Origin of the sequence: Rathayibacter sp. AY1C5, assembly GCF_002931705.1 — a bacterium.
In the GTDB taxonomy this organism is placed as follows: domain Bacteria; phylum Actinomycetota; class Actinomycetes; order Actinomycetales; family Microbacteriaceae; genus Rathayibacter.
The window spans coordinates 67,487-79,353 of the sequence record NZ_PSWD01000002.1; the positions used below are offsets into that span (position 1 = coordinate 67,487).

An 11,867-nucleotide genomic window follows, 5' to 3' on the forward strand; every position below is an offset into this window, starting at 1 on the left:
GCCCGGGCGACGGAACGTTTCCGCCGCGCCGCCGCGCGACCTACCGTGCGAGGACCGCCTCCGCTGCCGCGCCCGTCGGCGCACGACGCACCGGGAGCGGCCCGAACCGCAGACGGTCGAAGGGACACGAACACCATGGTCAGCACCGCTCCCCACCCCCGCTCCGCCGCCGACGCCGCCGACCGGGCAGCCACCGGACGCACGCGGGCCCGGCGCTCCCGCTCGGGCTCGATCGCGCCCACGCCGCCGGTGGACTCCCTCGGCTCCGAGGTCGACGCGCGCCTGGACGAGGACGGCGCCCCCGCTGTCGACGTCGCCGCCCTCGGCGAGACCCTGCTCGGCGCCTGGCGCGAGCAGCGCCTCGCCAGCCGCGCCCTGACCGCCCGCCCCGAGCTGCACCGCACCGACGGCCTCCCGATGAAGGAGCACCGCCTCCGCGTCTCGGAGCAGATGCGCGTGCTCGCGGCCGAGGGCGGCGTGCACCGCGCCTTCCCGGTCGACCTCGGCGGCGAGGCCGACCACGGCGGCAACATCGCCGGCTTCGAGGAGCTGGTCACCGCCGACCCCTCGCTGCAGATCAAGTCCGGCGTGCAGTGGGGGCTCTTCGGCGCCGCGGTCCTGCACCTGGGCACGCGCCCGCACCACGAGAAGTGGCTGCCGGGGATCATGAGCCTCGAGATCCCGGGCGCCTTCGCGATGACCGAGACCGGGCACGGCTCCGACGTCGCGTCGATCGCCACGACCGCCACCTACGAGGACGGCGTGTTCGTGCTGCGGACGCCGTTCCGCGCGGCCTGGAAGGACTACCTCGGCAACGCGGCGGTGGACGGGCGCGCGGCGGTCGTCTTCGCGCAGCTGGTCACCCAAGGGGTGAACCACGGCGTCCACGCCTTCTTCGTCCCGATCCGCGACGAGCAGGGCGCGTTCCTGCCCGGCGTCGGCGGGGAGGACGACGGCCTCAAGGGCGGTCTGAACGGGATCGACAACGGCCGCCTCCACTTCGACGGGGTCCGCGTCCCGCGCGAGAACCTGCTGAACCGCTACGGCGACGTCGCCGCCGACGGCACCTACTCCTCGCCGATCGCGAGCCCGGGCCGCCGCTTCTTCACCATGCTCGGCACCCTGGTGCAGGGCCGCGTCTCGCTCGACGGAGCCTCGGTCGCCGCGGCGAAGATCGCGCTGACGGTCGCCGTCACCTACGGCGACCAGCGCCGCCAGTTCACCGGCGGCGGCGAGCGGGAGGAGGTGCTGCTCGACTACCAGCGGCACCAGCGCCGCCTCCTGCCGCGCCTGGCCACCACCTACGCCGCCGCCTTCGCGCACGAGAAGCTGCTGACGGCGTTCGACGAGGTCTTCTCCGGCGCGAACGACACCGAGCAGTCGCGGCAGGACCTCGAGACCCTCGCCGCGGGGCTGAAGGCGCTCTCGACCTGGCACGCTCTCGACACGCTGCAGGAGGCGCGCGAGGCCTGCGGAGGCGCGGGCTTCCTCGCGGAGAACCGGCTCACGCAGCTGCGCGCCGACCTCGACGTGTACGCGACCTTCGAGGGCGACAACACCGTGCTCCTCCAGCTGGTCGCCAAGCGCCTGCTGACCGACGTCGGACGCCGCTTCAAGGGCGCCCAGCCCGCGGAGCTCGCGCGGTACGCCGCCTCGCAGGTCGCGGGGGCGACCGTCGACAACTCGGGTCTGCGCCGTCTGGCCCAGGTCGTCGCCGATCGCGGATCGACGGCCCGCTCGGTCGGCCAGCTGCGGGAGGACCAGCGCGAGCTGCTCACCGGCCGCGTCGAGAGCATGGTCGCGGGGATCGCCTCACGGCTGCGCCCGGCGTCGAAGCTGCCCTCCGACGAGGCGGCCGGCCTGTTCAACGCGCACCAGAGCGAGCTCATCGAGGCGGCGCGCGCCCACGCCGAGCTGCTGCAGTGGGAGGCGTTCACGGAGGCGCTCGCCGGCGTCGAGGACGCGGGCACGCGCACCGTCCTCACCTGGCTCCGCGACCTGTTCGGCCTGGGCCTGATCGAGAAGCACCTCGACTGGTACCTCATCCACGGGCGCCTGTCGTCGCAGCGAGCGGTCGCGGTGACGTCCTACATCGACCGGCTGCTCGCCCGCATCCGCCCGCACGCCGCCGACCTGGTCGCGTCGTTCGGCTACGGGCCCGAGCACGTGCGCGCGGCGATCGCGACCGGCGCCGAGGCGGAGCGCCAGGAGGAGGCGCACGCCTGGTACGAGGCCGCCCGCGCCTCCGGCACCCTCCCCACTCCGGAGAAGCGCCGCTGAGCCCCTCCTCGAGATGCCGCTCCGGTACGCGACACGTCGCGCGAGGCGTACCGGAGTGGCATCCCGTGGCGACAGGACGGGGAGGGGCGCGTCAGGACGCGAGGAACGCCAGCGCCTGGTCGCGCTCGGCGCGCAGCTCGAGCACGGACTCGTCGATCCGCGCGCGGGAGTGCGCGTCGATCTCGAGCCCCTCGACGATCCGCCACTCGCCGTCGACGGAGCGGACCGGGAACGAGGAGATCAGCCCCTCCTCCACCCCGTAGGAGCCGTCCGACTCGACAGCGGCCGAGGTCCACGACGTGCCGTCGACCCAGTCGCGCACGTGGTCGATCGCGGCGGAGGCGGCGGACGCGGCCGAGGAGGCTCCGCGGACCTCGATGATCTCGGCGCCGCGCTTGGCGACCCGCGGCTCGAACTCCGTGTGCAGCCACTCGGCGTCGACCAGCTCGGGCACCGGCCGTCCGCCGACGGTGGCGTGCGTCGCGTCGGGGTACTGCGAGGCGGAGTGGTTGCCCCAGATCGCGACGCCCTCGATCGCGTCGACGGGGGCGTCGAGCTTCGCGGCGAGCTGCGCGACCGCCCGGTTGTGGTCGAGGCGCGTCATCGCGGTGAAGCGGCCGGCGGGGATGTCCGGGGCGCTGCGCCGCGCGATCCAGGCGTTGGTGTTGGCCGGGTTGCCGACGACCAGCACGCGGATGTCGGAGGCGGCGTGCGCGTTCAGCGCGGCGCCCTGAGGCCCGAAGATGCCCGCGTTCGCGGCGAGCAGGTCGGCGCGCTCCATGCCCGCGCTGCGCGGCCGGGCGCCCACGAGGAGGGCGACGCTCGCGCCGTCGAACGCGGCGGCCGGGTCGTCCGTCGCCTCGATCCCGCGGAGGAGGGGGAAGGCGCCGTCCTGCAGCTCGAGCGCCGTGCCCGCGGCCGCGCGGAGGCCGGAGGGGATCTCGAGCAGGTTCAGGCGGACGGGGACGTCCGGCCCGAGGAGCTGACCCGAGGCGATGCGGAAAAGGAGCGCGTAGCCGATGGCGCCTCCCGCTCCCGTGACCGTGACCGTGAGCGGAGTGTGCTGCTGGTTCATGCGCCGAGCGTATTCCCGCCGGCTGGGGGAGGGGGAGGAGTCAGCCGGACGGCGGGCCCTCGGCGGGAGGCGCCGTCGACCCGCGGAGCACGAGCTTGTTGCGCAGCCGCACGTGCTGCTCGGCCACGCTCCCGCCGTCGATCAGCGTCAGGAGCGCCCGGGCGGCCGCGCGCCCCACGCGGTGCAGCGGCTGCCTCACCGTCGTGAGCGCGGGGACCACCCGGGAGGCGTCGGGCACGTCGTCGTAGCCCACGACCGACAGCTGCCCCGGCACCGAGAGGCCCAGCGCCCGGGCCGCCTCGATCACGGCGATGGCGGAGGCGTCGTTCGCGGCGAGGACCGCCGTCGGGCGGTCGGGCAGCAGCAGCAGCTCGTGGGCGGCGGCGAGGGAGGGGTCGTGCCGGTAGTAGCCGACCCGCACGAGCGCGGGGTCGTAGGGGAGGCCGGCGTCCGCGAGTGCCCGCTGGTAGCCCGCGCCGCGCCGGTGCGACGACTCCAGGTCGGGGCGGCCCGCGACGAAGCCGATGCGGCGGTGGCCGAGCCCGATCAGGTGGCTCGTCGCCAGCTGCGCTCCGCCGAAGTCGTCGGTCGCCACCGAGTGCAGCTCGGTCTGCGCGGTCAGCGGGTCCACGACGACGAGCGGCAGGTCCGACGAGGGGATCACGCCGGAGGGAGTCACCAGGATCGCTCCCGCTACGTGCGCCTCGGTGAGGCGCCGCAGGGACTCCTGCTCCCAGCCCGCTCGGCCCCGGCGGCTCGCCCCGCTGCCGGCGAGGAGGTCGAACCGGGTCCCCCGGAGCGCCGTCGCCACTCCCTGCAGCACCTCCGTGCCGAACGGCTCGAAGTCGCCCAGGAGCACGCCGATGACGCCCGAGCGCTCCGCGCACTCCGTCGTCACGACCTCCTGCTCGGCCTCCGCCGTCGCCGCCCCTGCGGACATCCTCGTCCCCTCCCGCCGTCCCCGCCCGGCCGCGGCGGAACGCGGTGATCGCCTCGCTGCGCTGCTCCGGACGGTTGAGAACACGTCCTTGCAATCGGGAATGTTCCCGGTAACATTGCCCGCAAGACTAGCTGAGGGAAAGCTCAGCAGTCGAGAGAGACGAGTGTCGGGCAGCCTTTCTCCCCTCAGTGCTGAGGGGGTCGAGAGCTGGAGCTCGCGTGGCCACGCTGTGGAAGCCGCCGCGCACGAGCCGTCCGCCGCTCTCCGCGCGTCCTGCGCTCCAGGCGCGGCCGAACGCCCCTCGGGCTGCGCCGCGCTCCGTCCTCTCGCGGCCTCGGGCCGCGCCACCACTCCGCGCCGTCCGGCGCTCGACCTGATCGGCGACGATGCCGATCGAGTGAGGAACACCATGTCCACGCGACGCACCCCCCGACCCCTCTGGCTCGTCCGCTCGGGCGCCGCTCTCGCCGGCTGCCTGCTCCTGTCCGGCGTCGCCGCCGCGGCTGCGGCCGCCGACACCGAGTACGGCTCCGACGACGTCGACGTGAACGTCAGCATCGAGGAGCTGGAGCAGCCCGGCGCCCTCTCGATGTCGATCGACGGCACCTCCGCCACGCTCGCCGAGGAGGGCTCCACCCCGACCGTGCGCGCCTTCACGGGGCAGCTGCCCGACGTGACCGTGACGGACACCCGGACCGTCGACGAGATCCCGGCCGGAGCCGGCTGGTACGTCCTCGGCTCGGCGAGCGCCTTCACCGGCGACGCGGACCAGGAGGACATCTCCTCCGACCACCTCGGCTGGACGCCGGTCCTCGTGGACGGCGGCGAGTCGGGCCTCGTGTCCGAGGGCGACCCGGTCGACACGATCCTCGACGAGGGTGCCGACGCCGTGGGCCTGTTCGACCAGGAGCTGCTCGCGCTGTCGCTCGACTCGCAGGAGACCGCGACGGACGGGTCCTGGACCGTGTCCGCGGGCCTCACCCTGAAGACCGAGGCCGACGTCGCCCCCGGCGACTACTCCTCCGTCCTGACGCTGTCGCTGTTCGAATGACCCCGATGCGCGCAGTCGCCTCCACGGCGATCGGCGCCCTCCTCGCGGCGGGCCTGCTCGCCTCCGGCGCGGCTCCGGCGACCGCGGCCGGCGCCTGGTCGCCGAAGGCCTCCTACACGTCGACGGACCGCGGCGACGGCACCTACTCCGTGCCGCTGCTGAACGCCGACGTGCCCGACGTCAGCGTCGAGCGCGTGCCCGCGTCCGAGAACGACGAGGGCCGCGACATCTACTACATGATCAGCACCACGATGCACCTCAGCCCGGGCGCCCCGATCATGAAGTCCTACGACCTCGTCAACTGGGAGATCGTCAACTACGTCTTCGACCGGCTCGAGATCGGCGACCGCTTCTCGCTCCGGAACGGGCAGAACTCCTACGGCAACGGCCAGTGGGCCTCGTCGCTCCGGTACCACGACGGCCGCTACTACGCGGTCTTCAACACCAACAACCTCGGCGGCTCCTACCTCTACTCGACCGACGACATCGAGGACGGAGCCTGGACCCGCACGGCCCTCGGCCGCGCCTTCCACGACCCGTCGCTCTTCTTCGACGACGCGGACGGCGGCACGCCGTACATCTTCTACGGCTCCGGATCCACCAGCGCCGTGAAGCTGAGCGAGGACCTGACGACCGTCGTCGCCGAGTACCCGAACATCCTCCGCACCTCGGACTACCCGGGAGCCGGCTACCTCGGCGGCCTGTTCGAGGGCGCGCAGGTGCAGTACATCGACGGGCAGTACTACATCGTCATCATCACGTGGCCCTCGGGCCAGGGCCGCCAGGTGGCGCTGTTCCGCTCGTCCGAGCTGCTGGGCCGCTACGCGACCGCCGACGGCAGCAACCCCTACGAGGGAAAAGGCGTGCTGAACTCCAGCGGGTTCGCCCAGGGGAGCCTCGTGCCGATCGCGAAGGAGGACGGCTCGACCGCCTGGCACGGCATGTTCTTCCGCGACAGCTTCCCGACCGGCCGCATCCCCGGGCTCATCCCGGCGACGTGGAAGGACGGCTGGCCGACGTTCGGGACGAACGGCTCGGTGCCGGTGGGCGGGAGCTTCCCGAAGCCGATCCGCCTCAGCCCCGAGGAGGAGCTGTTCGAGCGGCAGAAGAGCATCGTCGTCTCGGACGACTTCGACAACGACGCCCCGGCGAAGGCCTACCAGGACGAGTCGTGGACGATCCCGCCCGCGCCCTCCTACGACGCGTCGCTGCTCGGCGTGCAGCTGCTCCAGAACCCGGGAGCGGAGTCGGGGACGGCGCCGTGGGCAGGCCAGTTCGGCGCGACGCTGTCGGCCGACACGACCGACCCGGCGTCCGGCACCGCCGCGCTCCGCGTGGGCACCCGCACGCTCAACGGCTCAGGCCCGAGCCAAGTGCTCGCGAACAAGCTGCAGCGCGGCGTGACCTACACCGTGTCCGCGAAGGTGAAGTACACGACCGGCCCCGCGTCGGTCCGCTTCAACCTCTGCGCCGACTTCGGCGCGGGACCCGTGACGATGGCCTCCGCCGCCGTCACGCAGGGGCAGTGGACGACGATCACGGGGACCTACACAGTGCCCGAGACCGCGAACGTCGGCAGCGTGAAGTTCGCCGTCGAGACGCCGTGGGGCAATCCGCAGCCGGCGTCCTCGAGCACCGAGTACCTGCTCGACGACGTCTCGCTCGTCGGCGCCGCTCCCACACTCGAGCGCCCGACGGCCGCCGAGATCGAGCCGAACGGCTCGACCCTCGCCCTCCCCTGGCAGTGGAACCACGCCCCCGACAACCGCTACTGGTCGCTGACCGAGCGCGAGGGCTGGCTCCGCCTCACCAACGGGAAGGTGCTCAGCGGAACGGCCGCGCACACGCGTCTCTCGGGCTCGCCCGAGATGACGTACCTGGAGGAGGCGCGCAACACGCTCTCCCAGCGCATCGTGGCTCCGAAGCAGTCGGCGGAGGCGGCGTTCGACGTCTCCGGGATGAAGGACGGCGACGTCGCCGGCCTCGCGGCCTACAACCGCGGCTTCTCCTACGTCGCGGTCAAGCGCGTGGACGGCGTCACCACCGTCGGCGTCGTGAACCGCAGCCAGCCGTTCGCGACCACGTTCGACCAGGCGGCCGTGGAGTCCTTCCTCCCCGGCACCACCGCCGCCCTCGGCGACGCCTCGCAGGTGCGCCTGAAGGCCGACCTCGAGCTCTCGGCCCCGGCCGGACAGCTCTGGACGACCTTCTCGTACAGCCTCGACGGGACGAGCTGGATGAAGCTCGGCAGCCGCGTCGGCCCGCAGACCCTCGACGGTCAGCTCACGCACTTCATGGGCCACCGCCTCGGGCTGTTCAGCTACGCGACGAAGACCGCCGGCGGCCACGTCGACGTCGACGAGTTCCTCCTGAGCGACACCCTCTCCTCGGAGGGGAAGGCGCTCGACCGCTCGCAGCTCGACGCGGCCGTCGCTCACGCGGCGACGCTCCGCTCCGACGACTACCCGGCCGACGCCTGGTCCGACCTCCAGTCGGTCCTCGCGAAGGCGCAGGCGGTCGGCACCGCGGGAACGCAGAACCAGATCGACGCCCCGGAGCGCGCGCTCAGCTACCAGCTGGCCCGCCTCGGGACGCTGAAGGAGGCGTCGCTCGATGTGACCGCCGCCGCCGCGACCCGCTGCATCGCGGGGAAGGTCGTCGTGACCGTGCGGGCGACCAACGCCGACGACGTGCCCGTCGCCCTCCGGATGGAGAGCGCCTCCGGCACGAAGACGGTCGCCGCGCTCGCACCCGGCGCCACGACGAGCCACGCCTTCACCACGCGGGCGGCCTCGGTCCCCGCCGCCGAGGTGGTCGTGACCGCGACCGCCACCCTCGACGGCGAGCCGGTGACGACCACGGTGAGAGCGCCCCACCCGGCCGCGTCCTGCGGCTGAGCACTCCGGGGGCGGCCCGCGCGGCCGCCCCCGCCCCCGAACGCGTCAGCGGCACCCGTCGCCGACGATCTCCTGCACGACACGATCAAGGAGGATCCGTGAGATCACCACAACGAGAAGCCGCTCCGAAGGGGCGGTTGCGGCTGAGGCTGCTGGCCACGGCCGCGCTGACCGCGCTCCTGGTGGCCCCCTTCGCCGCCCAGACCTCGTCCGCCGCTGAGGCGGAGCTCATCGTCAACGGCGGCTTCGAGAGCGGCATCAGCAGCTGGTTCGTCAACAACGGCAACGCCGCCGACGCCGGCACCATCGCGACGACCACGGATGCGCGCACCGGCACCGCCGCAGCGCTCGTCACCGGCCGCACGACCACCGGCGCGGGCGCCATGCAGGACCTCAGCGGCAAGGTCGTCGCCGGCCAGACCTACCAGGTCAAGGCGCAGATCAAGTACGAGAACGCCGCGAGCCCCGCGACCAAGCAGTTCTTCGCCACCATGCACTACGGCGGAGGCACCTACACGAACCTCGCGAGCGTCACCGCCACGAAGGGGCAGTGGGCGACGATCAACGGATCGTTCACCATCCCCGCCGGGCAGAGCGTCGCGACCGCGCGCCTCTTCTTCGAGACGCCGTGGACCGCGACTCCCTCGGCCGCGCCCGAGACGCACCTCATGGACTACAAGCTCGACGACGTCTCGCTGGTCGGAGCGGCGCCGCCCGCGCCCGCCTCGCGCACCATCGAGGTCGTGGGCAAGATCCCGGGCGACCACAACCCGCTCATGGGCTGGAAGTTCGGCGCCGACGGCTTCGGCTTCGTCGAGAACGGCCGCGTGTACATGTACATGACGAACGACACCCAGGGCTACGCTCCGAACCCCGCCACGGGCGTCTCGGCGGGCATCGACTACGGCAAGATCAACCAGATCACCGTGATCTCCTCGGACGACCTCGTCAACTGGACCGACCACGGCGAGATCCAGGTCGCCGGCTCCACCGGAGTCGCGCCCTACACCGGCAACTCGTGGGCTCCCGGCATGGCGAAGAAGACCGTGAACGGCGTCGACAAGTACTTCCTCTACTACGCCAACGGCGGCGGCTCCAGCAACGTGATCACCGGCGACTCGCCGGTGGGCCCGTGGACCAGCCAGCGGACCTCCACGCTCATCAACGCGTCCACCCCGGGCGCCGAGGCGGTCGCGTGGAAGTTCGACCCGGCACCGCTCGTCGACGACGACGGCCAGGGCTACCTGTTCTTCGGAGGCGGACCCGCCTCGACCGCGCTCCCCGCGGCCGAGCGTTTCAACAACCCGAAGAACATCCGCGTGATCGAGCTCGGCGACGACATGATCTCGACCCAGGGCACTTCCGCCGTCGTGGACGCGCCCGTCGCGTTCGAGGCGGCCCAGGTGTTCAAGCGCCAGGACAAGTACTACCTCTCGTACTCGTCCCACTTCGGCGGCAACGACTTCGGCGGCAACCAGACCCGCGAGCCCGGCTACCCGGGCGGCGGCGAGATCGGCTACATGATCTCGGACGACCCGATGTCCTGGCCCAAGGAGAACTACGCCGGCGTGATGTTCCCGAACCAGAGCCGCTTCTTCGGAGCCGGCACCGGCGGCAACAACCACCAGTCGGTCTTCGAGCTGGGCGGCAAGTACTACTTCACCTACCACGCGCCGACGCTCAACAAGCGGATCAACGGCGACACCACCCAGGGGTACCGCAGCCCGCACATCCAGGAGCTGCAGTTCAACGCCGACGGCACGGTGCAGCAGGTGGTCGGCGACTACAAGGGCGTCGACCAGGTGAAGGACTTCGATCCGTACCGCACCTTCCCGGCCGAGACCATCGGCTGGAGCAAGGGCATCGCGACGGCGCCGCTCGGCACCCCCGCCGCGGGCGCGACCCAGAACCTCGTGCTGAAGGACCTCGACAACGGCGACTGGACCGCGCTGTCGGCCGTCGACTTCGGGGACACCGGAGCCGCGACGTTCACCGCGAAGGCCAAGGCGCTGCAGGCCGGCGGCACCGTCACCGTCCGCCTCGACTCCGAGACCGGGCCCGTCGCGGGCACCGTCGCGGTGAACGGGACGACCGGCGAGTGGACCGACGTCAGCGCAGCGCTGACCGGAGCGACGGGAGTGCACGACGTGTACTTCAGCTACTCCGGACCCTCCGGCGACCTGTTCGAGCTCGACACCTTCGCCTTCACCGAGGGCGAGGCTGCTCCGGCGCTCGACATCACGGCGAGCGCTGCGACCCGCTGCATCGCGGGCAAGGCGATCGTCACCGTCCAGGCGAGCAACGGCTCCGACGTCCCCGTCGGCGTGACCTTCACGTCGACGTCCGGCACGAAGTCGTTCACCTCGGTGGCGCCCGGCAAGACCGTGTCGCACGCCTTCACCACCCGTCAGGCGAACCTGCCCGCCGGTGCGGTGACCGTCGAGGCCACGGCCACGATGAACGGCGCCCCCGTCGAGACGGAGGTGAGCGCTCCGTACGCGGCGCGCCCGTGCTCGTAGCGCACGGCTGAACCACCGGGGAGCGCCCCCGGCCCTGCGGGGCCGGGGGCGCTCCTGCGCGTGCGGGGGGATCTCGATGCGCCCTCCGGGGCTGCTCGATCAGCATGTGCCGGCCGCGCAGCGGGGTGATGAGACCCCGCTGGGTCAGCGGGTGTCGGCCAGGCGCATCGTGCCGCCGGCCTGGGCGGCGAAGGCGCGGGCGGTCGCCGCGATGGTGCGCTGCATGACCCGCGCCGCGGCGGTCGGCGCGAGGTCCGCCGGGCGCGCGAGGCTGATCGTCCGGGTCAGGGTGGGCTTCTCGAGCGTCGGCTCCTCGAGGCGGATCGAGCGCAGCCCCGGGCGCCCCTGCAGCACCATCGCCGGGACGACCGCGACCCCGAGGCCCCGCTCGGCGAAGCGCAGCACCGCGTCCATCTCGGCGCCCTCCAGCACCACGTCCGGCTCCAGGCCCGCGGCGGCGAACGCGGCGTCGGTCGTGCGGCGCAGGTCGTAGCTGGAGTTGAAGACGATCTGCGGGAGGCGGGCGACCGCCGCCAGGTCGAGCGCGCCGGTCGCGGCGAGGGGAGGCTCCGCGGCGGAGGAGACCACGACGAGCTCCTCGACGAGCAGCGGCGTCACCGTGAAGGCGCCGGGAGCGGCCGCGGTCGAGGTCGTCACCAGCGCCAGGTCGAGCTCGCCCCGGGCCAGCCGGTCGAAGAGGCTCCGCGACCCGTCCTCGGCGAGGTGCAGCTCCACGGCGGGATGCGCGGAGTGGAACGCGTGCAGCACCTCCGCGACGAGGCTGATGCAGAGCGTCGGCGTCGCGCCGAACCGCACCCGGCCGCGCTCGAGTCCGGCCAGCTCGGCCAGCTCGCGGCGCACCGATCCGGCGTCGGCGAGCATGCGCCGGGCGAGCGGCAGCAGCAGCTCCCCGGCCGGTGTGAGGGTGCTGCCGGAACGCGCCCGGTGGAAGAGCTCGGAGCCGAGGTCCTGCTCCAGCGCGGCGATCCGGCGGCTCAGCGAGGGCTGCGCGAGATGCAGCTCCTCGGCGGCGCGGGTGAAGCTGCCGAGGCGGGCGACCTCGACGAATCCGGTGAGCTGCTCGAGATCCACATGCATACCCTAT

Annotated in this window: 7 protein-coding genes; 4 read left to right on the top strand and 3 right to left on the bottom strand. The window is 72.8% G+C overall.

Features of this window, described 5'->3' with window-relative positions:
• Positions 1–135: 135 nt before the first annotated feature.
• A complete protein-coding gene (locus C5C57_RS02720) occupies positions 136–2,280 on the top strand; it encodes an acyl-CoA dehydrogenase (protein ID WP_104297257.1) in 2,145 nt (714 codons plus the stop codon).
• Between the two features lie 91 nt (positions 2,281–2,371).
• Here the strand turns inward: C5C57_RS02720 and C5C57_RS02725 are convergent, their stop codons facing one another.
• Both C5C57_RS02725 and C5C57_RS02730 read right to left on the bottom strand, forming a co-directional pair.
• Positions 2,372–3,355 (bottom strand): malate dehydrogenase, encoded by a 984-nt coding sequence (locus C5C57_RS02725; protein WP_104297258.1) that lies wholly within the window; start codon positions 3,353–3,355, stop codon positions 2,372–2,374.
• Between the two features lie 40 nt (positions 3,356–3,395).
• The gene (locus tag C5C57_RS02730; protein WP_104226034.1) at positions 3,396–4,295 is read right to left on the bottom strand and encodes a LacI family DNA-binding transcriptional regulator; all 900 of its coding nucleotides are present in this window, start codon (positions 4,293–4,295) and stop codon (positions 3,396–3,398) included.
• A gap of 409 nt (positions 4,296–4,704) precedes the next feature.
• Here C5C57_RS02730 and C5C57_RS02735 point away from each other — a divergent pair, with 409 nt between their 5' ends.
• The 3 genes from C5C57_RS02735 (at position 4,705) to C5C57_RS02745 (ending at position 10,762) form a co-directional block, all read left to right on the top strand.
• A complete protein-coding gene (locus C5C57_RS02735; protein ID WP_104233676.1) occupies positions 4,705–5,346 on the top strand; it encodes a hypothetical protein in 642 nt (213 codons plus the stop codon).
• A gap of 5 nt (positions 5,347–5,351) precedes the next feature.
• Positions 5,352–8,243 (top strand): family 43 glycosylhydrolase, encoded by a 2,892-nt coding sequence (locus C5C57_RS02740; protein WP_258072034.1) that lies wholly within the window; start codon positions 5,352–5,354, stop codon positions 8,241–8,243.
• Positions 8,244–8,341: 98 nt separating this feature from the next.
• Positions 8,342–10,762 (top strand): family 43 glycosylhydrolase, encoded by a 2,421-nt coding sequence (locus C5C57_RS02745; RefSeq protein WP_219812141.1) that lies wholly within the window; start codon positions 8,342–8,344, stop codon positions 10,760–10,762.
• Between the two features lie 144 nt (positions 10,763–10,906).
• Here the strand turns inward: C5C57_RS02745 and C5C57_RS02750 are convergent, their stop codons facing one another.
• On the bottom strand, positions 10,907–11,860 hold the full coding sequence (locus C5C57_RS02750) for a LysR family transcriptional regulator (RefSeq protein WP_104226031.1): 954 nt from the start codon (positions 11,858–11,860) through the stop codon (positions 10,907–10,909).
• Positions 11,861–11,867 lie beyond the last annotated feature (7 nt).

Excerpts from the sequence above, each read along its gene's own strand:
- C5C57_RS02720 (WP_104297257.1), top strand. The coding sequence starts at position 136 with ATGGTCAGCACCGCTCCCCACCCCCGCTCCGCCGCCGACGCCGCCGAC.
- C5C57_RS02725 (WP_104297258.1), bottom strand. The coding sequence starts at position 3,355 with ATGAACCAGCAGCACACTCCGCTCACGGTCACGGTCACGGGAGCGGGA.
- C5C57_RS02730 (WP_104226034.1), bottom strand. The coding sequence starts at position 4,295 with ATGTCCGCAGGGGCGGCGACGGCGGAGGCCGAGCAGGAGGTCGTGACG.
- C5C57_RS02735 (WP_104233676.1), top strand. The coding sequence starts at position 4,705 with ATGTCCACGCGACGCACCCCCCGACCCCTCTGGCTCGTCCGCTCGGGC.
- C5C57_RS02740 (WP_258072034.1), top strand. The coding sequence starts at position 5,352 with ATGCGCGCAGTCGCCTCCACGGCGATCGGCGCCCTCCTCGCGGCGGGC.
- C5C57_RS02750 (WP_104226031.1), bottom strand. The coding sequence starts at position 11,860 with ATGCATGTGGATCTCGAGCAGCTCACCGGATTCGTCGAGGTCGCCCGC.